The following is a 25,080-nucleotide window of genomic DNA, read 5'->3' as shown; positions in this document are numbered from 1 at the left end:
AAGTACCAGTTGTGGGAGAGATAGGGGGAAAATTCTGGGACTTTTTCTCTGAAAATTAGGTAATTGACCAGATGAGAATCGGTAAAACCCTACACCCCACACCCCACACCCCACACCCTGTCCCCACGAAAAACTTTTTCAGCAGACCCTACCTAAGATGATAGTGTCCGGCCAAAATCCTAGTCAAGGAGAGCGTTTTCAGCAATCTCGCCATCGATCGCAAGCTCAAGAACTTGACCTTAGATTTATACCGACAAAAAAATAGTCAAGAATCCTAGCAGGAAATACCAAGACGCATCTACAACGTGATAGGAGTAAAAATATAATTATATGTCCCCTCAAATTCTCGATATAGCTGAAAATCTCTCTCTAACCACTTGCGGCACTATTCTCACCCTGGCAGTCTTAGAAACCATTCTATCGGCCGATAATGCCGTCGCCCTGGCCGCTTTGGTGCGAGAACTTCCCGACCCCAGACAACAACGCCAGGCTTTAAACTGGGGATTGGCCGGGGCATTTGTGTTAAGAGTTGCCATGTTAGTCAGTGCCAGTTGGACAGTTAAATTCTGGCAGGTGGAGGTACTGGGTGCTATTTATCTGATCTGGTTAGCGGGTAAGCATTTTTGGCAGAAATTTTTGAATATAGAAATAGAAGAGGAAAATTTTGCCCTTAATCTCGCCATAGAATCTTTTGGCCGTGTTATTGTTCTGATTGCTTTTACGGATCTGGCTTTTTCCCTCGATAGTGTGACAACAGCGATCGCCCTAGCCGATCGATTCTGGATTCTTCTGACTGGTGGTATTTTGGGAATGTTAGCCCTACGATTTTTAACCGGTTTATTTGTCAGGTGGTTGGCTGAGTTTGTTTACCTACAAGATGCGGCCTATCTGACGGTTTTAGCGGTAGGGGGAAGATTGTTATTAAAAGCTTGTCAACCAACCTATTTGCCGCCAGAGTGGATGGTATTAATGATGGTGGCGGCCTCCTTAAGTTGGGGCTTTTCTAGGCGTGTTGTGGTGGAATAGTTCTGGCAGCAAGGGATTTTCTCAATTTTTTAGGAGCGTGTCAATCGTTATACTCCGGGACGACGGGCGACTGTGACATAATTTGTGACTAGGTACGGTAACAGTCGCTAGTGAACCCCGTTAGCCTTGGAGACTTCCTTGCTAGACACCATTTCCACCCTATCCTCAAAACTAACAGCGATCGAAACCACGGGAAATCCCCTCCCGAAAGTTGCTACTTGTTCCTCCACCTGTCGTTATTGTCGGTTTTATAAGTTTCAGGGGAGAGGAAACGGCTATTGTCAACGCTTGGGAGTCCCTGTCCACAGTCATTGGCGCGCCTGTCCTTTGATTTGTCCACCTTTTGCCCCTTCTTGGGAAAGGTCGGAAAATGGGTAATTCTAAGTAGTTATCTGGATTTTACCACCTGTATCGAGCAATTTTCTCCCCATCCCGCTCCGTGCGAGGATGGGGTTTTAATCGAAACCGATGCTTTCCACTCCACCGCTATCGGGACTGGTGGCGACAAAATAGAGAATTCCCGACCCTAGACAAGCGATCGCTATACTAAAGCAAATAATCCAGACTTGAGCAGGTTCGTAGCTATTACTATCGATCGCCCGACGGATGAGAAAATACCGGCGCGTGGCGATGACAACGGTTAATAATCCCACCATAGCGAAGACAAAACCCAACAACCAACCCAGTCCTAGAGATGACGAAGATACTGTTCGTAAACGCAAAATGACCAGACCAAAACCCATCAAAGCGATGGAAGCGCGCATCCAAGACAGATAGGTGCGTTCGTTGGCCGAATGATCTCGCCAGTAATCAGGGTTAAATTTCTGCTTTGTCTTTTGGGATTTAAACAGCATAGAGGAGTTCCTCGCAGTGAAATTCAATAAAATCAAGTATTCTTTCTTATGGTTTTAATAAATTGTTTTTATCATCTAGTTTTTCGCTTATCTTTAACCAATTCAAGGGACTTAAGCAGATTATCATCCATAAATAGGGGAAGTTTACCGTCCCATCTTTCGATCGCTTTGTTCTGTAAAACTTCTGGACTTAAGGAATCTTGGAGAATGCGATGAGCTTCCGCCTCTCCCTTAGCCAGATTGATTTTTACTTCCGATTCTTTCAGAGCTTTCAGCACCATAAAACCGGCTTTTTTGGCCTCCTGTTCGGCAATTTGTTTGGCTTCCACCGCATCGGTAAAGCGATCGGAAAAATTGACATGAACCAAAGAAATATCATCGACACCGATATGATAATTTTTCATTCTTTCGGTCAAACGAATATCCACTTCCCCTTTCACCTCCTCCCGTTTAGTAATTAATTCTTCGGCGGTATATTTAGCCATAACTGCCTTGAGAATTTCCTCAACTGCTGGATCGATCACTCGTTCAATGACAGCCGCTTCATCGCCAATTTGTTGAAAAATAGTATTAACTTCTGATGCTAAAATATGCCAATTCATGGCCACATCTGTGAAGACTTCCTGTAGGTCTTTGGAGGAAGCTTCGGCCGCTATCTGTTGTTTTTGAATTCTCACACTTAGTTTTTTCACCGTGTTAACAACGGGAATAATCCCGTGAATACCCTCATTAAGTATTTTATCCTGTACTTGACCAAAGACCATTAAAACTCCTCTTTCTCCCGCATTGACAATCACGAAAGGATTAAAAATAATCGCCAAAATTAATAACAAAAAAAAGAGATTGCTTGGTCTAGCAAAAAGGCGAATTTTGAGCATTTTAATTGGTAATAGAGATAGTTTATGGGATTACAAATCAATAAAATGGCTGATTTTATCTATTTTAATAATTTTAGTAACTAGAAATAAAGGTAAACTTTGTTCTATATTATTTAGATAAATTCAGATTTAGTCTCGTTATTTTTTCGTTTTGGCTGATAAAAAATCGTGAAATAATTGTTTATTTGTAGTTGTCATATTCGCCGCTTAAATGTTTTAGTAATCATGAATTAAAACGATTATTTCGTTAGTTTTAGTCAGAAAGTTGGACAAAAAAGCATTTATTTATCCAAGAAAGGAATCGGGGTTATCCAGAAGCAATTATAACAAAATTTCCTTTGGTCTAAATGGTACATTCTCATTCCACCAGTCTAGCTGGTACTTTCTTTTGTAGCAATTACCTTAACACAATCTAGTTTCGGTATAAAAGATATTTTGTATAAAGGATATCTGGATAAATTGACTCGCAGAAGATGGCTATGATAGAACCCTAAATACAGTAAACGGATAAGCCTACTGTACCTAATTCCATCCCCTAACGAGGTCATTTATCGATGAGTCATCTTTTCATGCGGTCGCAGCACCTCGCCGCTCTTTTCAAAATCGCCGCCACGATGACCGGAGTGGCCTTAGCTCTAACGACTGGAACACCCGCGCGCGCGGCGGGTTTTCTCCCCTTTTCCTTTCAAACCAACGTTACTGCGAGTCCGGACCTAACCGGAAATCCTAATCTTCTCAACGATCCCACTAGAGATGTCCGTCTCGATTCGGTGGTTTTCAACGGTTTAACGGTCAGTCAGTTTGATCTGGTCAATGCGGGTCGGGTTATCCGCAACGATACCGCCGACGTTACCGTGGGGGGAGTCACATATACTAACGGAATTCTCCATGCGGGTTACGGACCGAACACGACTAGCGATCCCCTGGTCGGGGAGGGTCCAGGGAAACCGAACCCCACCGACGCGGATATCGCCGCCAGTTTGGGCAATTTAAACCTGAATAGTCTCCTCGTAACCCGTGAGAACGCCGATACTGCAATTATCGAGGTTTCTTTCCTCCGACCGGTGAATACGTTCTTTTTCTGGGAACGGGGGGGAACGCCGGGGGGAACCGTTGCGGGGGATAGCGATTTACTGGTGGAAGCGCTCGCGGACGATGGAACGACGGTCTTAGCCAGTTATAAAATTTTACGCGCGAACTACACGAAAGCGGACTATAACATCAGCACGATCGTTCCTCCCGTCCTCAACAACGGCCCGTTCAATATTGGTTCGATCGGGATTCGGCTCGACGGTATCCGCGCGCGAACTCTGCGCTTAACTAGCGAGCGCAATAACGATCCCCAACGTTTGAACGGAGTCGGCGATAACGGGCCAGATTTCAAAGTAATCGCCGCCGATGTCAAGGTTCCCGAACCTAATGTCGTGTTCGCCACCCTACTCGCAGGAAGTCTTGGAATCTTTGTGAAACGAGGCAAGGATCGTTCTACTCGCAGTAGGATAGGAAGTGAATGCTTTTAATGCTGTTTAAATGCTATCGACCAGCGAACTGTCATTCATGAAAAAATAGCGATCAATGGGTTAAAACCCTCTATTTATCCATTATTAAGGAGATAATCACCCTTTTTCCTTGATCGCACAGATCGAGGAATTTATCCTTTATTTTCGTCCGTAAGTACCTATGTCTGACCGTTATCGTTTCGAGACGCTGCAAGTACACGCCGGCCAGGAACCTGCCCCCGGAACCAACGCCCGCGCCGTTCCCATCTATCAAACCACCTCCTACGTTTTCAACGATGCCGACCACGGGGCGCGACTGTTTGCCCTACAAGAGTTCGGCAACATCTACACCAGGATTATGAACCCGACCACCGATGTCTTCGAGAAGCGGATCGCCGCTTTAGAAGGAGGCGCGGCGGCCCTGGCCACCTCTAGCGGTCAGGCGGCGCAATTTCTAGCGATCGCTAATATCGCCGGTGCGGGGGATAATATCGTTTCCACTAGCTACCTCTACGGCGGAACCTATAATCAGTTCAAAGTCTCCCTACCGCGTTTAGGAATAAATGTCAAGTTCGTCGATGGCGATGAGGCCGAGGCTTTTCGAGCGGCGATCGATGATCGCACCAAAGCCTTATACGTCGAGACGATCGGCAATCCCCGATTTAATATTCCCGATTTTGCCGCCCTGGCCCATATCGCCCACGAGAACGGCATTCCCCTCATCGTCGATAATACCTTCGGCTGCGGCGGCTATCTCTGTCGCCCGATCGAACAGGGCGCGGATATCGTGGTGCAATCGGCGACCAAATGGATCGGCGGTCACGGCACTTCCATCGGCGGAGTAATCGTCGATTCGGGTAAATTCGACTGGGGAAACGGCAAATTTCCCCAGTTTACCGAACCCGCGCCGGGTTATCACGGGTTGAATTTCTACGAGGTGTTCGGACCGTCCGGCCCTTTGGGCAATATCGCCTTTATTATCCGGGCCCGGGTGGAGGGATTGCGGGATTTTGGGCCCGCCTTGAGTCCGTTTAACGCATTTTTACTGCTACAGGGATTGGAAACCCTCTCCCTACGGGTCGATCGTCATGTATCCAATGCGTTGGCCTTGGCGAACTGGCTCAAAGAACAGCCACAGGTGGAATGGGTGGATTATCCCGGATTACCGGAACATCCTTACCACGAACGGGCGAAGAAGTACCTAAAACACGGCTTCGGCGGGGTTTTAGCCTTCGGGATTCGGGGCGGTTTCGAGGCCGGGCGGAATTTTATCAACCGGGTGAAACTAGCTAGTCATCTCGCCAACGTGGGGGACGCAAAAACCCTGGTTATCCATCCCGCCTCGACGACTCACCAGCAGTTAAACGAAGAAGAACAGCGATCGGCGGGAGTAACGCCCGAATTAATCCGCGTTTCCGTGGGTTTGGAACATATTGACGATATTATCGAGGATTTCCAGCAAACTTTCCAGAGTTTATAACCAACCCCCCCCGCCCATGGATCGCCTAGACTTGATCTCCCCGGAAACCCGTTTCTATTCCCCACCGCATCCTTTTGTTCTCGAATCGGGGGCGGTTCTCGAAAGGGTGCGGATCGCCTATCGAACCTGGGGAATTTTGAATAACAAGCGGGATAACGGGGTTATTGTCTGTCATGCCTTCACGGGATGGGCCGACGTGGAAGCTTGGTGGGAACCTTTGTTAGGAACCGGACGCGTTCTCGATCCCACCCGGGATTTTATTGTCTGTAGCAATATTCTCGGCAGTTGCTACGGGACGACCGGCCCCACTTCGATCGATCCCCGTACCGGTAAACCCTACGGCCCGACTTTCCCGGAGATTACCGTCCGGGATCTGGTTCACCTACAACGGCTGTTGGTGGACGCATTGGGGATCGAGTCTTTGCGGTTGGTGATCGGGGGTTCCTTGGGAGGGATGCAGGTTTTGGAATGGGCGCTACTGTACCCGGAGAGGACGCGATCGATCGCTGTGATTGCGGCTTCGGGACGACATTCGGCCTGGTGCATTGCGCTGGGAGAGGCCCAAAGGGGGGCGATCTACGCCGATCCCCATTGGCAAGGGGGAAATTATGCGATCAATCGCCCTCCGGCCCGGGGTTTATCGGCAGCCCGGATGATGGCGATGACTACCTACCGATCGCACGCCAGTTTCGAGTCCCGTTTCGGCCGGGAGTACGGGGAGGGGGGAGAGTTTACGATCGCCCGCTATTTAGAATATCAGGGGAAAAAGTTAGTCGAACGTTTTGACGCCAATGCTTATATCACCCTAAGTAGGGCGATGGATCGTCATGATGTCACCCGGACGGGAAAAAGTTACGAATCGGTGTTACAGTCGATTCAACAACCGACGGCGATCGTGGCGATCGATTCGGATCTTCTTTATCCTCCCGTAGAACAAGAGGAATTGGCGAAATATATCCCCAATTCTGAATTATTCTGGTTGCGATCGCCGCACGGTCACGACGCATTTTTAATGGATGGCGATATGGATGCGTTGAATGATCTTCTCGTCACTTTCCGTTTAGAAAGGGGAACTCGTGACGGTTGCGGGTTCGGGATGGCTGGGTAGAGAGCGCTTGCGGTACTATGGTCTATAGCCGTACACCGAGAGGGCCGACTCATGCAAAAAATTGTCATTAAAAATTTCGGAGCGATCGAGTACGCTGAAATCGAGATTAAAAAGGTTCTAGTTTTAATCGGTGAACAGGCAAGCGGCAAGAGTACGATCGCTAAATTGATTTATTTTTTTAAATCATTAAAAGAAAATCTAAAATCTGAAAGTTTTTTCTTCGCCCAAGAAAAAATACCGAAATATACAGATATTGATACTTATTTTAGAGAATTTATAAAAATAAAGTTTTATGATTTTTTTGGTTCTACGCTCAATTTTTTGAATTTTGAGGTTAGATTTTATTATAGTTTTCAAAAAAATAGATATATACAATTGAATCTTGATTTAAATAAAAATTTATGCTTAATATTTAGCGAAAATTTTTTAGATGAACAGTTCAAAAACGGTTTTGCAGATTATATTAATTTGTCCAAAAAAAATATTGATAACTCCGAAAAACCATATATCAAAATAGATAATTTGACCCAGTATAGTTTATCCTATCAATATCTATCAAAGTTATTGAATAATTTATTTGAAAACGAGCAAGAAGATTTACTATTTATAATTGCTGGAAGAAATGCAACGGTAACTTATTCTGACTTATTTGAGAAATATTTATTTGCAAGTATTGAAATTGATTTAAAACAAAATAGTAAAAAATATTTTGCTAACAAACTGCAAATGATAGATGAATTTTTAATGCTACAATTTATAGAAAAAGTGGAACTTATTAAACAAATTTTTAGAAAATTTTCTGGCTTTGATGGATTAATTAACTATCAGGCAAATAAAAAAGGAATTGAGTATTTAAGAGTGATAAAAAATAAAATAGATTTAATATTAAAAGGTGAATACTTAATTGGCAATTCTGAAGAAAAGATTATATTTAACAAAAACGAGCGATATTCTATTGATCTTCGTAATGCTTCATCTGGTCAGCAGGAATGTATTAGAATTTTACAGGACATCTTTTTAAATATTATTTATGGTTCGATAATTTTGAGAATTATAGAGGAACCAGAAGCGCATTTATTTCCTATTGCCCAAAAACATTTAATTGAATTATTAGCGATAATGGTTAATCGGAATGAAGATAATCAATTAATTATCACTACCCACAGTCCTTATATTTTATCGGTTTTTAATAATTTACTATTCGCCAAAAGAGTTGTTGAAAAAAATCCATCGGCACAGTCTGAAGTGTCGGAAATAATACCAGAAGATTACTGGTTGAACGCGGCTGAATTTTCCGCGTACTCTCTAGGAAATCAATTTTTAGATGAGGAGGCTAATTATTGTGAATCTATTTTTGATAGTAACACGGGATTGATCGCTCAGAATTATCTAGATACCGTATCCGAAATGATGGGAGGGGAATTTAACGAATTATATAGTATTCACGCTAGAACATTTAAAAGAAAATGAGAGAATTTGAGGAAATTACAAGCCATCTAATTCAAAGAATAGAGAATCTAGAAAAAATTTTGCAAATTGACGAAAGAGAGGAGGTTGCGATTACCGATCACAAAGGACAATCTTTTATTATCATCCATATTCAGGACGATACTCAAGCTTGTACTATTACAGCTAATGAGATTGAAATCGTGATCGATAACTTTGATATTACAAAAATATTCAAAATTAGCAATATCTGGAAACTTGGCTTTATCCCTATTGATGGCAGAAAAGGTCTTTTAGGATTTGGAACTTCCCATTGTGATTGTGTATTTTTCGATAAAAGTGATTTCTGCTTTGTCGAATTTAAACTCAATGCAACCAGCGCCAAAAAAGTTACTAAAAATCGTTGTCAAGCGATCAATCAATTAAGCAACACGATCAGTTATTTCGACGCAAGGCTGGACAAAAACTATCTAGACTTGAATCTAGAGGCGTATGTCTGTACACCCGAATTTTATCCTAGAGATGATGCGACTTGGAAATCTCTAGCGATCGAGTTTCTAGAAAATTACGGGATCGCGCTTTTCGAGAAAACGTATAAAATCTGTAAATAATAGTGCATCGGCTTTATATTTTCTGTTGTTTATTGCGGCGATTTTTGGTCACGAGATCGGGAAAATGACTTAAATCCTCGATCGAACGCGGTGCGGGATAAATTTCTCCCGGTTCGGCCGTCACCCGATCGAGATAAACTTGAAAAGCCCTTTCGTCCTCTCTATGTTCGAGAATATAGGCTCGCAATTCTTCGCGACTCATCGATTCAAACTCGCGTTTTATCATACATAAGTAGGGAGGCACAATTATTTGTAGGATGGGTTAGCGGTAGCGTAACATGAGCGGGCGTTGGGTTTAATGCTTCAAACCAACCTACGTTCTTCTCATCACTTTCGGGAATGGGTGAACAACGGGAAATAGTCGCGGGTTGGGGATGGTCGGGTAGAGAGCGATCGGGGTTGCTGCGCTGGAGGCGAGTGTGGTAAGGTTGTTATGATATAATCATTAGATGACATCGTACTGTTAGTGGATAAGCTCCTATGGCTTGTAAAGAGAATCACTTAACTGATTGGAAAATCACCAAACGTATTCCGATTAATAAAGATAACTCTAAAAAAATTTCCGATTCTTTTTCTTCTGATAATTATTTTAAAAAAGAATCAATAAAGCTTGTTTTGTTAATAAATAAAATCGTCATTGTCAACTATCGCAATCAAAGTTTTTTTAGGAAGGTTGATGAATGTTTGACAAAAATTGTTGAAAATTTATACGAAAGCAAAGTTTTTTTTGAATCTATTTCTTGGCAATCTGCCAAAACCAATGACAAAATAAACAAAGAAATTAAAGACATAGCTGGCAACATTAAAATTCTTTTTGAAAAAAGAGAATGGCATCAAGTCTATAATGCCATAGATCATGCAATTTTTGCAATTAAAAGTTTTGTTGAACTAAATTCACAAGACGCTACATATATCGACCTCAAAACCATCGATTTTTTAAGAGAAAAAGCTATAAATTTATATCGAGATTTTCGTATTCTCGATAACAATTGGAATTCTTTAAAAATAATTATCGCAAAATATTGCAGTTATTCTGAAAGGGATTTATTTTATCTAGAAGAAGATTTTTTAAAAGTTTTTTCAGAAAAATTAGAAACGTTTGGTGACAAGCTAGAAGATTACATTGATTTTTTTGATATTGAAACTCTTCAAGATATTCAAGTAATAATGAGCGATATAATCGATCAGTCTCGTAAAAAAAATATAGCTTTCAGTACGCCGACTGATTCCAAAAACTCTTTTAGAGTTCGGATTCGCAATGCGGCCGGATTTATTGACAGACTAATTGATTTTGTGGTTGAAGAGTCGGAGTCAGAAGATCAAGAGATTCTAGAAGTGATCGCTAATCACAGTAATTTTACTTTTTTGAAAGAGGAAAATACAAAAGAGGAGTATGTTCAAAATTGAATCAAGTGTCCGTTTTTTATAAAAAAGGAGATGTAGTATATGCTCCCTTTCCCTATCAGGATAATCCAGAAGAAGAGAAAGAAAGGCCTGTTCTAATCCTCGCTCCTGTCTTAGCGGGAAAAGGGTTTATCTGCGCTTACATAACTAGCAATTCTAATAAAAGATCGGGGATGATCGAAATTAAGCGGAGGGATTTTAAAGAAGGACATCTAGATGATGGATACGAAGCTTCTTATGTTAGACCGGACTGCATATCTACACTTGATAGAGAATTATTTAGAAGAAAATGCGGGACTTTGAGAGATGAAGTCGTAGATGCAATTATTCAAACTCTTATTGAATTATTGCAAAAACCGCCTCAATCACCTCCCTCCCCTAAAAGTATAGAACGGCCTCCTAAACCTAAAAAGAAAAATTTTTAAAATAAAATATTCACTAAATCTGATAATCCATGACGAAAACCACCTTACCACCCCGTGCGTTGGCACTTAAGGCAGCGGTCATCTTCTTGGGATAGGGGAGATTGAGATTATTCATTAACTGAATAAAATCCTCGCGATTGCGGCCAGCGAAACGGGGATTCCAGCGCTTTTCCTCACCGATCGAGGAGACCGTTCTTCCCAGATAATCGTGACAGGGGTAAACTAGCGTATCGTCGGGGAGAGTGAACAACTTCTCCGTCACCGTCTTGTATAGGACTTCCGGCGAACCCTTCTGAAAATCGGTACGACCGCAACCGCGAATTAAGAGTGCATCCCCCGTTAATAGGCGTTTTTCATCGATGAGATAGGCTATATGACTATCGGTGTGGCCCGGAGTGGCGATCGCTTTTAGCTGCTGACCTGCCACGGTCCAGAGGTCGCCATCGCGCACATAACCATCGATATCGCTCACTTCGGCGTTTTCGGGAACGAGGATCGAACAGTTGGTTAACTCCCGTAAGCGGTGCGCTCCGGTGATATGGTCGGCGTGGACATGGGTTTCCATCGTGTAGCCTAGAGTTAACCCCAACTGCCAAAGAATCTGCCGATCGCGATCAACCTGTTCGAGGACCGGATCGATTAAAATCGCCTCCCCCGTACCCGAATCAGCGATCAGATAGGTGTAGGTACTCGATTCCCTATCGAAAAGCTGGCGGAAAATCGGCGCTGCCGGCCGGAATGCGATCGAGTAGGCCGCGGGGAGAGAAATTCTCTCTTTCAGCGATCGCAACAAATCCCGGGCCAGTTCGGCCGCCTGTAAACGCAGTTCGGGAATGGCGGTGGTTTCCCAGAGATCGCCTTTGCGGGGATTTCCCAAGGTGTACAGCGTGTCCGATGCCGTACCGTCTGGCCTGAGAATCGCCCCGTTGTCCGCGGTTTCGATGCCACAATTCAAAGGATGGGGACGGATTAACCCCCGTTGGCGAAGATGAACGACGAGGGGATCGGTTATGGTCGCGTAATCGTTACCCGCGCCGGTACAGTTAATAATTCGATCGACGGTTAGGTTTAAGAGGTTTCCCGTTCCCCGTTGACGGATAGTAACCTCTACACAGCCGTTTTTATCCTCGGCAGTTTCAATTCTTCCCCCATGATAGGTTAATTGTCCCGATTCTACGGCCTCATCGAGGATACTGGCGATCTCGTCGGCGAGGCGATGGCGAAGAACCTCCCAATAGGCTTTCAGGTGGCGTAGAAATCTGGCGCGTTCCCCTATCGGCAGACAATGCCATAGACCTTGAGATATCGGACGTAAGGCGTTTAAAACGGCGCGCCAGTCGTGACCTTGACTCTCTGCGGTTTTTACCTCCGCGCGAATCCGCCCTAGGAGTCCCCGGGTGGTCTGGGGCGCGGTTTCGAGGGTGAGGAACGGGGGATAGGGATCGGTGGGTCGGTGCGATCGAGGGATCAGGCCATGACGGGAAACTGCGTGGATTTTGCCCGTGAATCCCCTTTGTGCTAGGGAAACCACCATATCCACCATCGTTAACCCCGTACCGACGAGCAGAATCGTCCCGTCGGGTTTTAGCTCGGCGAGTGTGTCCGTCTCCCAAGCGTCGCGGAGATAGGGGGAATTGAGGGACGCGAGGGGTTGGGGAACCGTTGCGGGAAAATTGCCCAGCGCCAGAACTACTTTAGCGGCGCTGATTTTCTTGCCTCCTTTGAGGGTAATCGTCGCCTTTTCCCCGTCGAGTGCCAGATCGATCGCCGCATCGGTAAACGTTTCCAGACGGTGATCGGCAATGGCGTTGTCCCGCGCTTCTTCTAGGATCGAGCGGATGTATTTGCCGTACACTAGACGCGGTACGAAGCTGGCCGGATCGATCGATCGATAGCCGTTATCCGCTAACCAGTGGAGGAAATGTTCGGGATCGTCCTCGAAGGCGCTCATTTTGCCCGCAGGAATATTGAGCAGGTGGCCGCTGTCTCGCGTTCCGTAGGCGATCCCCGTACCGAGGGGTTTTCGGCGCTCGATCAGGGCGATCGATAATGGAGTCCCCGTGTCGCGTAACAGGTTCGCCGTCACGAGGGAACCACTAAATCCTCCCCCGATAATGGCGATGTCGAAAGTTGCAGAAAATTGATTCCGGTCAATGTAGCTCATACTAAGTAGTCGTGCAAAATAAATTTCCTAGTGAAGAAAGGCAAAAGGCAAGAGGCAAGAGGCAAGAGCGGGGTTAGATATGTGTAATTAATTTTGCTTAGGTACTTATTACTTGGTCTAGCTAAAAGACGATTTTTAGGCATTCTTGGTTAAGACATTAAAAATAAACGATAGGATCGGCTGTCAACTAATATATAAATCCCTAGAAAAATATAGATAAAAGGACTAATTTTATGTCCGTAGTTTGTAACCACTTTAGCTATCCTGGGATGGGTAATCAAAAAATAGGCTAGGGCGCACCAAATCCCCATCATGAGATAAAAAATTATCATGATAATTAAGACGTGCATCGGGGAATTATTGGCAAAAAGAGAGGTATAAATACCAATATTATCACCGCCGTTAGCCACGGTCACGGCAGCAACGTAATAGGTTTGGGAGGGAAAACGAGGAAAAAAGGAGCGATTTTTAGAATAATTAACATCTTCTCTTACTTCTTGAATATAATCCTCATTTTCCCTTGACAAAAGTTGTTTAATGCCGATAATCAAAGGAATAAATCCTAATAGACCAATCCATTCTTTAGAAACCAGTAACCCAAATAGTAAACCGAGGGAACTAGCTAGGAGAATCAGGGTAAAACCGAGGTATTGACCAACAATCAGGTGTCGAGGTCGAAAATTAGCATTAAGTCGCGAGAAAAACAACATTAGCACCATCAGATCATCGAGATTTGTGGCTACAAAACTCGTCACGCTAGTAATTAAAAGGGCTACTAACCAATTCATAGATTGAAAAAAGAGATAATCCTTCCCATTCTAAATCTCGTAGTGCCAGATTTCCTCCTCTCGTAAAAGAAGACGATGGACGGGAAGACGTTCCACGGCCCCTTGTTGTTCAAGATGATTAAGTGCGCGGGTAATTGTGACTCTAGTAGTTCCTAATAAGTCAGCGATATCCTGATGAGTTAGACGCACATCAATTAATTGTCCGGTACCGGTTTGTTTACCAAATTGATTGCCTAACCATGACAGTAATTTCACAACCATAATATCAGTACGTTTGTAGCTACGAATAATACTTAGCTCTTGTGCTTGCTGAAGATGAGACAGCAGAATTTCTGCCATTTGATAACTCTCAACTGTGGAAAAGGAAACTGCTTGTACAGGAGTGATGCACTCAACTTGATAGGGATTGACTCTCTCTAGGGTTTTACCGACAAAACTGCCAGGTCCCCACAATCCCAAGACGATCAGGGTTCCATCTTCTAACCAGGTGGAGGTTTTCACGACTCCACTCTCGATTTTCCAGAAATTAGGGTTTCTGAGGGGCAAAATCGCCCGATTATCAAAGTGCCAGCGATGGGGGGTTGGTGGTTGATAGGTAAGCGTCATGATTGGTAAGTAGTCGTGCAAAATTAATTTTCTAGTCGAGACTCCGAGACAGGAGACAGGAGACAGGAGACGGGAGACAGCTATTAGGGATCGGATTTGATAATTTTGGGGTAAAAACGATAATTACCCCAAAAAAGACCGATTGTATGCCCTTGCAAGCCCTATTTATTTCGGGGTGCTAGTCTTCTCCAGTTCCGTTGTGGCCGAGGAGATCAGTTCTTGCCAAGCTCGATCGCTTTCCTGTAGAGTCTGTTTAACAGCGTCGATGGTCTTTTCTACGCGAGTTTTCAGGAAAGGGGAAGCATTGTCTTTGAGTCGTTCGGTGTCGTCGGCTAAGATATCGATCGTCTCGGAGGTATTAACGAGGCTATTTTCTAGGGTAATAAGGTTGTTTTGCAGGGTTTCACTGAGTTTAGCCCCAGATTTGGTCAATTTTTTCGTAAATTTACTCACTTTTTCCCCTAGATCGTCAATATTATCCGCTAAGTCCTCTAGGTTGTCCTGTTGAGCTTCGATAATCTTCTTGTCGAGAGAAGGAGCGGCTAGTTGAGCCTTTAGGTCATCGATAGCCGATTTTGTCGCTTGGATGGCTTTTTCATAGGCAATTTGGGCATCTTCCAGAATTTTTGGGCTAGAAACCTCATTTTTTTTCTTAACGGGTTCCACCACGGTGCCACCCGTTGCCGTTGCACGGTCGATGACGGCCAACTGTTCGGGGAGTAGGGGCAAGGCGATCGCATTTCCCCTTCCTCCTAGGAGCAAAGTGACAGTTAAGAGGAAAATCAGCAGCCGGAAAACTTGATTTTTGAGGCTTTGAAAGCTCTTATTTCGGTTGATCATAGTTGAATTTTCTCCTGTTCAGAAAAGTGGTTACTCTATCTAAATATTATCACATAAAATTTTTGTTTTGTATTCGTTTATAATAAATTTTATAAAAAATTTATTATATTTTTTTGACCAATAAATTGCAGAAAAAACATAATCTTTTCGAGGTAAAAGCCAGTAAAGAAAAGCTTTTGTCCTCTCAAGAAAAATTAATTTTTATCACTTTTTTTATTAATGAGATGCTGAATTATCCGATGGATTTATTTCTTGATTAATCGTAGATATTTTCTTACGACCTTTAATATATTTGCCTAAAGATTTATTTTTCTTAAGTCGTTTAATGCCACTTAAAGTGCACAGAGAGAATAGAGTTCCCACCAGAACCATCTGCCATAAACCGCAACCAGAAGCCGCGCCTAATCCTGCCGCTAACCAGATAGTCGCCGCCGAAGTCAAACCTTTCACTTGTACCTTATTTAGTTCCCGATGGGATTGTTGTAGGATGATTCCCGCCCCTAAAAAACCGACACCAGAAGCGACCCCTTGAATAGTGCGACTGAGGGCATTAGAAGACGCATAACCCACATCTCCTTCCGCTTGTAGGGGAATCATCACGAACATGGCAGCTCCGAGACTAACGATGATAAAAGTTCTCAATCCAGCCGGACGACCGCCTCGCTGTCGGTTATAACCAATCAGACAGCCGACGGCCATAGCCATACTGAGCCGAAAAATAATCGTTTGCCAATCTTCCGAGTCAAAAAACATTGTTTAACCCATCAAATGAGATAAAAACTTCGCCTAACCAATCAAGGCCTTTTCCAGATGCCGCTTTAAATCGTTCCTATTCTCGATCCCAATCGATAATCCTAGTAAAGCCGGTGTTATAGGTGGAAATCGTTACCGCACCATGGCTAGAGTCTGGTTCTTGCCCCCCATGAATTGCCCTCGTTGCAAATTCCATCGATTTATTGTCCTATTAGTCGATATCTTCGAGGTCTTTAAACAGGGCTGTGCTGAGGTAACGTTCCCCGAAACTAGGCTGAATCATGACGATTAATTTATCTTCGTTTTCGGGTCTTTTGCCCACCTGAATTGCCGCCCATAAAGCGGCCCCGGCCGAGATGCCCGATAGTAGTCCCTCCTGACGAGCTAACCGTCGCGCGTAGGCGAAAGCGTCCGTATCATCGACGATAATCACCTCATCGATCAATTCCGGTCGGAAAATTGCCGGGATAAAACCGGCGCCGATGCCTTGGATTTTGTGCGGACCGGGTGGTCCCCCCGATAAGACGGGACTATTAGAGGGTTCAACTGCGATCGCTTGAAATTGGGGACGACGGGGTTTAATGGTTTCGGCAATACCGGTAATGGTTCCCCCGGTTCCCACGCCACCGATAACGATATCTACCAGGCCATCGGTATCGGCCCAGATTTCCTCGGCGGTGGTTTCTCGGTGAATTTTCGGGTTAGCCGGGTTGCGGAACTGTTGCAAACTATAGGCGTTGGGGGTATTTTCGACTATTTCCTCGGCCCGGGCGATCGCTCCTTTCATGCCTTGGCTACCCGGGGTTAATTCTAATTGCGCCCCGTAAGCTTTTAACATCGCCCGTCGTTCTAAACTCATGGTTTCGGGCATAGTCAGGACTAAGCGATAGCCTTTGGCCGCCGCTACCATGGCTAGGGCGATGCCGGTATTACCGGAAGTGGGTTCCACCAGAATTGTTTTATCGGGGTGAATTAGTCCGGCGGCTTCAGCGTCCTCCACCATACTGACCCCGATGCGATCCTTAACCGAGGCGGCGGGGTTCATACTTTCCAGTTTGACGACGATGCGGGCTTTTACTCCCTCTGCCACTGGGATTCGATTCAGTTGGACTAGGGGAGTCCGTCCTACCAATTGGGTGATGTCTCTTGCGATCGGCATAATCCCACTTGCTTTGTATTTGTTGGCTATTTTTGATTATATATGTATTTAAGATGTTTTACAATACTTTTTAAGTCAGAGTACACTGCAAAATGCTGGTGTTGGCACCTCTGATCACAACGTCGGCGGGGATTATCCCTGTCGATTTTTTTGCCTTGCCACTTTTTTTGTATATCGAAGCACAATCGCTCAAATCGTCTTGGGAAATTTCTCTCAATTTAGTTAATTATTATTAGTATATAAAAGCACATTTATTTAAACAACTTAAACAAATTATTAGAGATATGAAAAGAGCGATACTTTTTCTTAGTATCGGGTTACACATTTAAGAAAGTTTTCTGAGATTTATCCTAAAAAATTATTTTTTTGCTGGTTTTTTAGGAAACAATTTTTAATAAATAAAAGTAGGAAAATGGTTTATAAAATAATTCATGGCAAAAACTAAGTATGTCTGGAAGCGCCTATCAACGCTAAATTCAATTAACAAGAATTGTTCCTCGATATACAAAAAAATCTGGCCAAGGTAGAGTAATTTTTTTTCAAGGACGATAGTATAGTCCCAAGAAAAAAACTCCTAGATACTTTATCGGAAAAAATAAAGAAAAGCCAGAGCAATCAACCTCGATATTTTGCCGAAACCAATCATCATTATAGGAGATGAAAACTATGGTGTTAGATGCCTTTGCCAAAGTCGTTTCTCAGGCCGATACCCGCGGGGAATACCTGAGCGAGAATCAAGTCAATGCCCTAATTGCCTTCGTCAAAGATGGTAATAAACGCGTGGATGTGGTCAATCGTCTTTCCAGTAATTCTTCTGCGATCGTTACCGATGCCGCGCGTAGTTTGTTTTCAGAACAGCCCGTTTTAGTTGCCCCCGGTGGCAACGCCTATACAAACCGTCGTGCCGCCGCCTGCTTGCGGGATTTGGAAATTATCCTGCGCTACGTTACCTATGCCACCTTCACCGGCGATGCCAGCATCCTCGATGATCGCGCCTTGAACGGTCTCCGGGAAACCTACGTCGCCCTGGGAGTTCCGGGAGCTTCTGTTGCGGCCGGAATTCTCAAGCTCAAAGACGCTTCCCTTGCCCTAGCGGCCGATCCCAACGGGATCACTCGCGGGGATTGCAGTTCTTTACTAGCAGAAGTCGCTTCTTACTTCGATCGAGCGGCGGCGGCAGTTTCCTGATGCTGTGACTTTCTTATCTCAATCCGATTAAACTTTTGTAGGAGCAATTCCATCCATGACCAAAACACCTTTAACCGAAGCGGTAGCTACTGCCGATTCCCAAGGCCGTTTTCTCAGCAGTGCTGAATTACAAGTAGCGTTCGGTCGTTTCCGTCAGGCCGCCATCACCCTAGAAGCGGTAAAAATCCTCGCCCAAAAAGCCCCCAGTTTAGCCCAAGAAGCAGCCAACGCTGTCTATCAAAAATTTCCCTACACCACCCAACTCCAGGGGCCGAACTATGCCTACGATGAGCGAGGGAAATCCAAGTGCGTTCGTGATATCGGCTACTATATCCGAATTATCACCTATGCCCTCGTGGTAGGGGGTACAGGCCCGATCGATGAATATCTAGTCGCCGGTTTGAGTGAAATTAATAGCGCCTTTGAGCTATCTCCTAGTTGGTATATCGAAGCCTTAAAATACATCAAAACCAATCACGGATTAACTGGGGATGCTGCTGTAGAAGCTAATTCCTACATTGATTATGTGATCAACGCCCTTAGCTAATTTACGTCAACATAAGCTCATATCTCCTAAATTCACCTCGGGATGAGCGCCGAGGTTTTTTTGCGTCCGTCTAACTTAGGGCTTGCTGAAAAAGTTTTTCGGTGGTGGCAGGGTGTGGGGTGTGGGGTGTGGGGTGTGGGGTGTGGGGTGTGGGGTGTGGGGAAGTGGGGTTTTATCGATTTTCAGGTGGTCAACTACCTAATTTTCAGGGAAAAAGTCCCGGAATTTTCCCCCCAATCACTCCAATGGTCGGCAATTTTTGAGAGAAAAAAAGTCTAAAAACCTTATCCAACAAGATTTTTAGATTTATTCAGCAAACCCTCACTTAGTCGTCGTCGGGAACCTACCCCAACAAAAAAACCATCTTGGGTAAGATGGTTAAACACAACGAGTATAAACCGACAAACTTGACTTTAGACTGCTTTTTCTGGCCCGGTAGCGACGGGCAGCTCCGTGGTACTGTACTCTGTCCAAGAACCCTCATAAATTCGCACCTTGGGATAACCGAGCAGATGTTTGAGGACAACATACTGTAAAGTCGCTTCCCGTCCCGTACTGCAACTGACAATAATATTATCCGAGGGCTTGATGTTGCGTTGGGCAAGAATCTTCCTGATTTCGTCTAAAGATTTCAATTTATGGGGATTTTTCAGGGATTCATCGGGATTATTCGCTTCCGTAAAAGTCGGCCAGGGTATATTTTTCGCCCCCGGAATATGACCATTTCTCAGCCAGATATCCTGTTTCCCCTGAAAAAGTTCTTCCGGTCTAGGATCGATAAAAACCACATCGGGTTTGCCGATCAATTTCTCTACTTCTGCTAAATTTACCCGAATCGAGGGATTATCACGGACAGTAAAGCTCCCTGCTTGATATTTAGGGAATTCTTTAGTTACCTTTTGTTCGGAACCCTTATAACCCTTAAACCCGCCATCTAAGACCGCCACATCTCGGAAACCCGATCGCTCTAGTAAATAGGCGACCATGGTTGCCCCCAAGACATCGCGACCATCGGAATATACCAGCACTCGATCGCCATTAGTGATTCCCGCGGCGGCAAAGAGACTGCCAATTTTATCCTCTTGCCAATATTGAACCGGCAAAAATCCGTTTGGACCACGAAAATTATTGTCGGCTATATTCACCGCTTTCGGTAAATGACCGGTGATATATTCCAAAGGGTTAATCCGCACATCGAGAATTTTTAACTTCGGATCGTTGAGATTTTGTGCTACCCAAACCGGCGATACAAAGTCTATCTTAGTCTCAGATTTAGACGTGGCCATCAGGGGCGATGACGGGGCTAAGGTAAAGGTTAAAATGCAGAGGAGAACTAAAGTGAAAAAAGCAAGGGGACGGCTTTGAAACCGTCCCAGGGATAGACCCTTCCCTTGACGCAGTTTTGGTTTCATGATTCAGTGTCAGCGACGAGTATCAAACGATAATTACTATAGGGCTTTGATTAGCTTTCTCCAAAAATTTAGGTATAACGTGATATTTTTTTTGCAGCAAGTAGGCCGATTAATTATTAATTTCTTCTTGGGTGTTGATCGCCTTGGGTGTCTCTAATAACTGTTGCCACCAGATATGAACTAGGAGAGACCAAGCGATCGCTAAAAGCCAAGCGGCAAGGATATCACTAGGAAAGTGAACTCCTAAATAAAGACGGGTCCAAGCAATAACCAAAACCAACGGAATCCCCAGTAAAACTACCCCGAAAAACCAGCGCGTTCTCCAAGATAGGATCAGTAAAGAAATGACTAACAGGGAACTAAATAAAGCATGACCGCTAGGGAAGGCAAAATCGTGGGGTAAGGGATAAAATAACTCCCAAAATTGCGGGCGATTCCGACGAAAAAGCATCTTGAGGTTATAACTAATAGCCCAACCTCCCGCCATGGTCACAAGGAGATAAGCGAACCCATACCAGTATTTTTTTAGGGCAAAAATCAGCAGTAAAATTGTCAGTATCGGGGACACTCCCCAATAAGTGCCTAATCCCGTTAGTTTTATCGCCAAAAAATTGAGGTTTAAATTAGCGGTTTGATGAATAGATAGCATCAGGGATTTTTCCCACGCAAATCCTTGCGGCTGCTGGCGAATAGCGATCGCTAAATCCGTAAAAGTTAGGGATGTTAACAAGATGGCTAAGAAAATTAAGCTATTGTTTAAGTAAGTTTTGGGAATCACGGGGAAAAAGTGGCGATCGAGGATAACAGGGGCATTTCTAATACCTGAAAATGGAGCAAGACCAGAATAACTAATGTATAGGCAGTCGAGGAAAGTAATCCATTTCTTAATTCTTTTGACCAATTGCGTTCTTCTTTCTCTCCACCGATTAATTCTTTCGTCCCGAATTGCATCAGTAGGATTCCCACAAGATTAGATAACCAATAACCAACCACGGCTGCGGGTAGAAAAAAATCGGCGTGTAAGCAAGCAATTAAACGACCGAAACCGTAGGCGATCGGCAGATTAAAAATTAGATCATTCCACCAACATAGGGGCGATAATAAGTAACCAATCAATACCAGGCTTCCGTTTTTGATTTTGTCAAGTAGATACATCTTTTTTTAGTTACTAACTATTAGTTTTGTTTTTTTGCCATCAGCTATCTAGGGTTTGCTGAAAAAGTTTGTTGGTGGGGGCAGGGTGTGGGGTGTGGGGTGTGGGGTGTAGGGTTTTACCGATTTTGAGGTAGTCAGTTACCTAATTTTCAGGGAAAAAATCCCTAAATTTTACCCCCGATCCCTCCAATGGTCGGCACTTTTTGAGGTCAAAAAAGTCTAAAAGCCTTATCCAACAAGGTTTTTAGATTTATTCAGCAAGCTCTATCTAAGTAAGTAGGTGTTGAAAATTGTCAGATACCCCCCTTATTAAGGGGGGATTAAGGGGGGATCAATTAATCAGAACCACTTACTTAGCTAACGGCTGACGGCCTACTACTAATTAACGCTGAATTTGGTCAAAAATCGCCCCATCAGCGAAGAATTTTTTCTGGATCGCATCCCAACTACCAACCGCCGTATAGGGGAACAGATTCGACACTTTTGGATATTGTTTACTAAACTCTTTAGCCACATTAGCATTAACGGGACGGAAACCCACCTTGGCGAATTCCCGCTGCGCTTCCGGAGTAAAGAGAAATTGGGCAAAAGCTGTCGCTACTTCCCGGGTTTTGCGTTTATCGACTATTTTATCCACTACGGCCACGGGCGGATCGATCGAAACATTGACCGGAGGAATAGTATAGGAAAAACCGGTTTCTCCTTTTTGACGGGCCAGAATCACTTCGTTTTCGTAGTTAAGCAGCACATCCCCCTGATCCTGTTTAAAGAAGACATCGCTGGCTTCCCGGGCATCTTTGGGTAGTACAGGCACGTTTTTATAGACATTGCGGACGAAATTGGTCGCTTGTGCTTCATTGCCGCCGGTCCGAGTTACCGATCCCCACAGGGCCAGAAAATTCCACCGGGCCACCCCAGAGGTTTTCGGGTTGGCAGTGATGACTTTAATCCCCGATTTGGCTAGATCTGGCCAGTTGCGGATTCCTTTGGGATTGCCCTGACGAGTAACTAAGGCTACCACGGAACGAGTGGCGATGGCGTTATTGGGGAGTTCTTTCTGCCAACCGGGGTTAACTAAACCCGCTTTTTGCAAGCGTTCCACATCGGAACCGATGGCCAAATTTACCACATCTGCATCTAATCCGTCGATAACAGCGCGGGTTTGGGAACCAGAGCCGCCATAACTCTGTTTAATCACTACATCCTGTTTTTTCTCTCTTTTCCATTTGTTGACGAATAGAGGGATGATTTTCGAGTAGGCCGATTGAGTCACCGCGTAGGAAACCAGGGTGATTTCCACGGTTTGTTGTTTAGCTTGCTCTTTATCCGCAGCTGCCAGCAGCTTACTCGATGCTGATAGGGGACTAAAAGTTAGTCCGATTCCCGTTGTGACGACGGCAGCCGTAGCTAGAGAAATAAAAGGTAAGAGGGTTTTCGGTTTTGGGGATCTAGGATCAGGGATCACGATGTCATCGGCTCCTTTGTTTATTTATGGGAGATTGCTAGGTATTTTCTCTGAGATTGTATTTTATATGAAATAAAAAACAATTTCAATACATCGGAGAAAAAATTATACTGTTTGGGTTAGATGCAAAGAAATCAAGCCATTAATGGCTTGATTAGCTGAAAAAACTGGAAATATTCGATTTATACGGCTTAAATGTGCCTTTAAATTTGCCTGAAGCCTCTTTATGCTTGCAGAATAGAGATTTTATCGTTTTTATGGAGAGGAAAGAATTTTTTAGCGATCAAAAACCTCTCCCTAGGTGGGTTCACTGGTGAAGTTAGCGGACTTTAGCAACTATTACCCTAAAATTGAAGCGGTCTAACGACTTCCATCAATGTGCATGGTGCGTTCCCCAAAATCTATTGGTGGAGCAGTAGGACTTGCATTATCGCACTGAGACAGTCCAGTAGGGTGTGTTAGCGTCAGCGTAACGCACGGATTTTGAACATTAGATAAGGTGCGTTACATTTCATTAACGCACCCTACCAGATCGGCGTACTGCTATGCAGTGCCTTCGGCATCGCACTTAGACTGACAGCTTCAATCAATGTGCATGGTGCGTTCTCAAAAATCCTGCATTAGGGAACGCACCCTACAGCGATTGCGATCTATTCAGAAACTTGCCGCATAACGGCTAAGTTATGCCGTGCATCTCACCGATAAGACTGCGATCGCCTTAATTTTCAAGCGTAGCCGACAATATCATGGAATGAATAACCGACCAACCCCCTTGTAATTATCAAGATCTACAGCAATTTCGATCAGTCGTTCAGCGCAGCGCTCTCTATACTCAGCTTCACTCAAACGATCGAGATTTCCCATCGTCAACACTGGAAACGAGTTCTCTGTGTTCTCTTCTCGCATAACCTGCTCAAGGGAATCATCACCCTTCATATTTCGGTTAGCAGTAAGAATCATCATCTGCTGTTCTTGAGCATAGCGCCAGACTACGCGATCGCTACTTTCCATCGACAATCCAACCTCTCTAAAGGTGACAAATTGGACAGACTGAAACTCAAGCCAACCACGTTTTGCCAATATACCAAGAAAAATCAGCGCATAACCGTCGAGGTTGTAGTCAACTAAGAAAGTCATTGTTTTTGTGCGGCACGTCTGGCTCTCTGCTCCTCAAGCTTTGCCCAAAACGCTTCTTGCCCTGGTTTATGTGGCATTGCTGCAATTCGAGCAAAGCGTTCGCGGTTACGATCTTCCCAGTACTGACGAATTTCTTCTCTATTTTGAAGAACCTCTTGATATTCAACCTCGACCTGAGCTTGGGTTGCCGTAATGTAGGACAAAGCTGCGTCAATTTGCGCGTCCGTGAGGTTAAATGTGTCGCGAATCAGTTTAGCAGGATAATCAGCTTTTAGGAGATCGATCACATCATAGAGGCTAGTGCGTGTGCCAGCAATCGTTAGCCCACGCTCTGTACGGATAATTTTCGCTTGTTGGTTTGCCGTCCAGGTCATTCCCTTAGCTCCTTAGAATCCACTTAATGGTCAATGGTTTCACCAGACAAATATTGGTCAATTTTTTCTGACCAATCAGGTTCACCGTTCATTATAGTCCGCCCCTTGCGCGACCAGATCGGCGTACTGCTAGGCAGTGCCTTCGTCATCCCACTTAGACTCACAGCTTCAATCAATGTGCAGGGTGCGTTCCCCAAAATCTATTGGTGGAGCAGTAGGACTTGCATTAAGGAACGCACCCTACAGCGATAGCGTACTGCTATGCAGTGCCTTCGGCATCGCACTGAAACAATCCAGTAGGGTGTGTTAGCGTCAGCGTAACGCACGAATTTTGAACATTAGATCCCACATTCCGCACCCTAAGTGTCACAACGTCTCAAAAGAGGAAGGGGCGTGAGTCAAAATACTTATCTAGAGGAGTGAGTTGGCGGCAAGCTGCCGCCAACTAAGCCGAAAATTTCAGGGTTCCCCCGGTCATTCTCAATAAACAGTGCTTGTTGAGAATGACTGGGCAATCAGACTTAACATCTAGGGGGAGATGTTCGAGTAGTGCTTAAGTTTTGTCACCCCTTGAAGTCAATCCATCTGGTCAAGATAAGAGATAATATTCCTGGCAAGGTTTGGGAAAAAATCTCAAAATGTTGCGCCTCTCATCCGTTAAGTTGCTAATCTTTTGATTGTCTTGAATACGTAGGAGATGAATCCCTTGAAAGTTCTGAAATATCCAGCGTAATGTTGGTCGGTCAGTTAACTTACCCAAC

26 protein-coding genes and 2 pseudogenes are annotated in these 25,080 nt (G+C 44.4%); 11 read left to right on the top strand and 17 right to left on the bottom strand.

Annotated elements, in window-relative coordinates:
• The first annotated feature begins 330 nt into the window (after positions 1–330).
• Positions 331–1,026, top strand: coding sequence for a TerC family protein (locus O9290_RS12190; protein ID WP_288087103.1), 696 nt, complete (start codon positions 331–333; stop codon positions 1,024–1,026).
• 138 nt (positions 1,027–1,164) lie between these two features.
• A complete protein-coding gene (locus O9290_RS12185; RefSeq protein ID WP_223213076.1) occupies positions 1,165–1,404 on the top strand; it encodes a hypothetical protein in 240 nt (79 codons plus the stop codon).
• A gap of 77 nt (positions 1,405–1,481) precedes the next feature.
• Here O9290_RS12185 and O9290_RS12180 read toward each other — a convergent pair whose 3' ends face one another.
• Positions 1,482–1,880 (bottom strand): YidH family protein, encoded by a 399-nt coding sequence (locus O9290_RS12180; RefSeq protein WP_002762678.1) that lies wholly within the window; start codon positions 1,878–1,880, stop codon positions 1,482–1,484.
• Between the two features lie 71 nt (positions 1,881–1,951).
• Positions 1,952–2,758, bottom strand: a complete 807-nt coding sequence (locus O9290_RS12175) for a prohibitin family protein (protein WP_072927402.1) — start codon at positions 2,756–2,758, stop codon at positions 1,952–1,954.
• A gap of 554 nt (positions 2,759–3,312) precedes the next feature.
• On the opposite strand from O9290_RS12175, the gene O9290_RS12170 reads away from it, so the two are divergent.
• The 5 genes from O9290_RS12170 to O9290_RS12150 all read left to right on the top strand — a co-directional run bounded on the left by O9290_RS12170 (position 3,313) and on the right by O9290_RS12150 (position 8,902).
• A complete protein-coding gene (locus O9290_RS12170; protein ID WP_288087102.1) occupies positions 3,313–4,278 on the top strand; it encodes an exosortase-dependent surface protein XDP2 in 966 nt (321 codons plus the stop codon).
• Positions 4,279–4,438: 160 nt separating this feature from the next.
• A complete protein-coding gene (locus O9290_RS12165) occupies positions 4,439–5,737 on the top strand; it encodes an O-acetylhomoserine aminocarboxypropyltransferase/cysteine synthase family protein (protein ID WP_288059411.1) in 1,299 nt (432 codons plus the stop codon).
• 16 nt (positions 5,738–5,753) lie between these two features.
• Positions 5,754–6,845 (top strand): homoserine O-acetyltransferase MetX, encoded by a 1,092-nt coding sequence (metX, locus tag O9290_RS12160; RefSeq protein WP_288059409.1) that lies wholly within the window; start codon positions 5,754–5,756, stop codon positions 6,843–6,845.
• Positions 6,846–6,896: 51 nt separating this feature from the next.
• On the top strand, positions 6,897–8,315 hold the full coding sequence (locus O9290_RS12155; RefSeq protein ID WP_288059407.1) for an AAA family ATPase: 1,419 nt from the start codon (positions 6,897–6,899) through the stop codon (positions 8,313–8,315).
• A complete protein-coding gene (locus tag O9290_RS12150; RefSeq protein WP_288059406.1) occupies positions 8,312–8,902 on the top strand; it encodes a hypothetical protein in 591 nt (196 codons plus the stop codon). Before O9290_RS12155 ends, O9290_RS12150 begins: the two co-directional genes overlap by 4 nt.
• Positions 8,903–8,915: 13 nt before the next feature.
• Here the strand turns inward: O9290_RS12150 and O9290_RS12145 are convergent, their stop codons facing one another.
• Complete coding sequence (locus O9290_RS12145) at positions 8,916–9,128, bottom strand: DUF6887 family protein (RefSeq protein ID WP_002767317.1); 213 nt, start codon at positions 9,126–9,128, stop codon at positions 8,916–8,918.
• Positions 9,129–9,382: 254 nt separating this feature from the next.
• On the opposite strand from O9290_RS12145, the gene O9290_RS12140 reads away from it, so the two are divergent.
• Together O9290_RS12140 and O9290_RS12135 are read left to right on the top strand one after the other, a co-directional pair.
• The gene (locus tag O9290_RS12140) at positions 9,383–10,309 is read left to right on the top strand and encodes a hypothetical protein (RefSeq protein ID WP_288059405.1); all 927 of its coding nucleotides are present in this window, start codon (positions 9,383–9,385) and stop codon (positions 10,307–10,309) included.
• A 5-nt stretch (positions 10,310–10,314) separates the two neighbouring features.
• Positions 10,315–10,731: a type II toxin-antitoxin system PemK/MazF family toxin gene (locus O9290_RS12135; protein ID WP_288059417.1), complete on the top strand. Its 417-nt coding sequence runs from the start codon at positions 10,315–10,317 to the stop codon at positions 10,729–10,731.
• Between the two features lie 13 nt (positions 10,732–10,744).
• On the opposite strand, the gene O9290_RS12130 is transcribed toward O9290_RS12135, so the two are convergent.
• The 7 genes and pseudogenes from O9290_RS12130 to cysK form a co-directional block, all read right to left on the bottom strand.
• Complete coding sequence (locus O9290_RS12130) at positions 10,745–11,452, bottom strand: MBL fold metallo-hydrolase (protein WP_288059415.1); 708 nt, start codon at positions 11,450–11,452, stop codon at positions 10,745–10,747.
• A gap of 963 nt (positions 11,453–12,415) precedes the next feature.
• A pseudogene (locus tag O9290_RS12125) lies at positions 12,416–12,895 on the bottom strand (FAD/NAD(P)-binding protein); the annotation flags it as partial.
• 149 nt (positions 12,896–13,044) lie between these two features.
• Entirely contained in the window at positions 13,045–13,683 is a 639-nt protein-coding gene (locus O9290_RS12120) for a cadmium resistance transporter (protein WP_125730900.1), read from the bottom strand.
• A 30-nt stretch (positions 13,684–13,713) separates the two neighbouring features.
• Complete coding sequence (locus O9290_RS12115; RefSeq protein WP_288059402.1) at positions 13,714–14,289, bottom strand: Crp/Fnr family transcriptional regulator; 576 nt, start codon at positions 14,287–14,289, stop codon at positions 13,714–13,716.
• A 165-nt stretch (positions 14,290–14,454) separates the two neighbouring features.
• Positions 14,455–15,129 carry a hypothetical protein gene (locus O9290_RS12110; RefSeq protein WP_002762684.1) on the bottom strand — a complete coding sequence of 225 codons (675 nt, stop codon included), beginning with the start codon at positions 15,127–15,129 and terminating at the stop codon, positions 14,455–14,457.
• A 216-nt stretch (positions 15,130–15,345) separates the two neighbouring features.
• Positions 15,346–15,882 carry an MgtC/SapB family protein gene (locus O9290_RS12105; protein ID WP_002762685.1) on the bottom strand — a complete coding sequence of 179 codons (537 nt, stop codon included), beginning with the start codon at positions 15,880–15,882 and terminating at the stop codon, positions 15,346–15,348.
• A 211-nt stretch (positions 15,883–16,093) separates the two neighbouring features.
• On the bottom strand, positions 16,094–17,041 hold the full coding sequence (cysK, locus tag O9290_RS12100; RefSeq protein WP_002733085.1) for a cysteine synthase A: 948 nt from the start codon (positions 17,039–17,041) through the stop codon (positions 16,094–16,096).
• A 669-nt stretch (positions 17,042–17,710) separates the two neighbouring features.
• Between cysK and cpcB the strand changes: the two genes are divergently transcribed.
• Positions 17,711–18,229, top strand: a complete 519-nt coding sequence (cpcB, locus tag O9290_RS12095) for a C-phycocyanin subunit beta (RefSeq protein WP_002733930.1) — start codon at positions 17,711–17,713, stop codon at positions 18,227–18,229.
• 55 nt (positions 18,230–18,284) lie between these two features.
• Positions 18,285–18,776 carry a C-phycocyanin subunit alpha gene (gene cpcA / locus O9290_RS12090; RefSeq protein ID WP_002762687.1) on the top strand — a complete coding sequence of 164 codons (492 nt, stop codon included), beginning with the start codon at positions 18,285–18,287 and terminating at the stop codon, positions 18,774–18,776.
• Between the two features lie 413 nt (positions 18,777–19,189).
• Here cpcA and O9290_RS12085 read toward each other — a convergent pair whose 3' ends face one another.
• The 7 genes and pseudogenes from O9290_RS12085 to O9290_RS12055 form a co-directional block, all read right to left on the bottom strand.
• Positions 19,190–20,188 carry a sulfurtransferase gene (locus O9290_RS12085; protein ID WP_288059400.1) on the bottom strand — a complete coding sequence of 333 codons (999 nt, stop codon included), beginning with the start codon at positions 20,186–20,188 and terminating at the stop codon, positions 19,190–19,192.
• 109 nt (positions 20,189–20,297) lie between these two features.
• Positions 20,298–20,966 (bottom strand): phosphatase PAP2 family protein, encoded by a 669-nt coding sequence (locus O9290_RS12080; RefSeq protein WP_288059398.1) that lies wholly within the window; start codon positions 20,964–20,966, stop codon positions 20,298–20,300.
• Entirely contained in the window at positions 20,963–21,343 is a 381-nt protein-coding gene (locus O9290_RS12075) for a DUF7980 family protein (RefSeq protein ID WP_002762694.1), read from the bottom strand. The genes O9290_RS12080 and O9290_RS12075 overlap by 4 nt, the downstream gene beginning before the upstream one ends.
• Positions 21,344–21,725: 382 nt before the next feature.
• Positions 21,726–22,808 (bottom strand): sulfate ABC transporter substrate-binding protein, encoded by a 1,083-nt coding sequence (locus O9290_RS12070; RefSeq protein ID WP_002762695.1) that lies wholly within the window; start codon positions 22,806–22,808, stop codon positions 21,726–21,728.
• A 744-nt stretch (positions 22,809–23,552) separates the two neighbouring features.
• The gene (locus tag O9290_RS12065) at positions 23,553–23,945 is read right to left on the bottom strand and encodes a DUF5615 family PIN-like protein (protein ID WP_288059396.1); all 393 of its coding nucleotides are present in this window, start codon (positions 23,943–23,945) and stop codon (positions 23,553–23,555) included.
• Positions 23,942–24,319, bottom strand: a complete 378-nt coding sequence (locus O9290_RS12060; protein ID WP_288059394.1) for a DUF433 domain-containing protein — start codon at positions 24,317–24,319, stop codon at positions 23,942–23,944. The genes O9290_RS12065 and O9290_RS12060 overlap by 4 nt, the downstream gene beginning before the upstream one ends.
• A 589-nt stretch (positions 24,320–24,908) precedes the next feature.
• A pseudogene (locus O9290_RS12055) lies at positions 24,909–25,080 on the bottom strand (IS1634 family transposase); the annotation flags it as partial.

The sequence above is a fragment of the Microcystis sp. LE19-41.2A genome (assembly GCF_027530405.1).
Lineage (GTDB): Bacteria > Cyanobacteriota > Cyanobacteriia > Cyanobacteriales > Microcystaceae > Microcystis > Microcystis aeruginosa.
The sequence above is the reverse complement of the archived record's forward strand: the minus strand, read 5'-3'. Positions and strand labels throughout refer to the sequence as shown.

Coding starts and splice junctions, on each gene's coding strand:
- O9290_RS12190 (WP_288087103.1), top strand. CDS start 331: ATGTCCCCTCAAATTCTCGATATAGCTGAAAATCTCTCTCTAACCACT.
- O9290_RS12180 (WP_002762678.1), bottom strand. CDS start 1,880: ATGCTGTTTAAATCCCAAAAGACAAAGCAGAAATTTAACCCTGATTAC.
- O9290_RS12175 (WP_072927402.1), bottom strand. CDS start 2,758: ATGCTCAAAATTCGCCTTTTTGCTAGACCAAGCAATCTCTTTTTTTTG.
- O9290_RS12170 (WP_288087102.1), top strand. CDS start 3,313: ATGAGTCATCTTTTCATGCGGTCGCAGCACCTCGCCGCTCTTTTCAAA.
- O9290_RS12165 (WP_288059411.1), top strand. CDS start 4,439: ATGTCTGACCGTTATCGTTTCGAGACGCTGCAAGTACACGCCGGCCAG.
- metX (WP_288059409.1), top strand. CDS start 5,754: ATGGATCGCCTAGACTTGATCTCCCCGGAAACCCGTTTCTATTCCCCA.
- O9290_RS12155 (WP_288059407.1), top strand. CDS start 6,897: ATGCAAAAAATTGTCATTAAAAATTTCGGAGCGATCGAGTACGCTGAA.
- O9290_RS12150 (WP_288059406.1), top strand. CDS start 8,312: ATGAGAGAATTTGAGGAAATTACAAGCCATCTAATTCAAAGAATAGAG.
- O9290_RS12145 (WP_002767317.1), bottom strand. CDS start 9,128: ATGATAAAACGCGAGTTTGAATCGATGAGTCGCGAAGAATTGCGAGCC.
- O9290_RS12140 (WP_288059405.1), top strand. CDS start 9,383: ATGGCTTGTAAAGAGAATCACTTAACTGATTGGAAAATCACCAAACGT.
- O9290_RS12120 (WP_125730900.1), bottom strand. CDS start 13,683: ATGAATTGGTTAGTAGCCCTTTTAATTACTAGCGTGACGAGTTTTGTA.
- O9290_RS12115 (WP_288059402.1), bottom strand. CDS start 14,289: ATGACGCTTACCTATCAACCACCAACCCCCCATCGCTGGCACTTTGAT.
- O9290_RS12110 (WP_002762684.1), bottom strand. CDS start 15,129: ATGATCAACCGAAATAAGAGCTTTCAAAGCCTCAAAAATCAAGTTTTC.
- O9290_RS12105 (WP_002762685.1), bottom strand. CDS start 15,882: ATGTTTTTTGACTCGGAAGATTGGCAAACGATTATTTTTCGGCTCAGT.
- cysK (WP_002733085.1), bottom strand. CDS start 17,041: ATGCCGATCGCAAGAGACATCACCCAATTGGTAGGACGGACTCCCCTA.
- cpcA (WP_002762687.1), top strand. CDS start 18,285: ATGACCAAAACACCTTTAACCGAAGCGGTAGCTACTGCCGATTCCCAA.
- O9290_RS12085 (WP_288059400.1), bottom strand. CDS start 20,188: ATGAAACCAAAACTGCGTCAAGGGAAGGGTCTATCCCTGGGACGGTTT.
- O9290_RS12075 (WP_002762694.1), bottom strand. CDS start 21,343: ATGTATCTACTTGACAAAATCAAAAACGGAAGCCTGGTATTGATTGGT.
- O9290_RS12065 (WP_288059396.1), bottom strand. CDS start 23,945: ATGACTTTCTTAGTTGACTACAACCTCGACGGTTATGCGCTGATTTTT.
- O9290_RS12060 (WP_288059394.1), bottom strand. CDS start 24,319: ATGACCTGGACGGCAAACCAACAAGCGAAAATTATCCGTACAGAGCGT.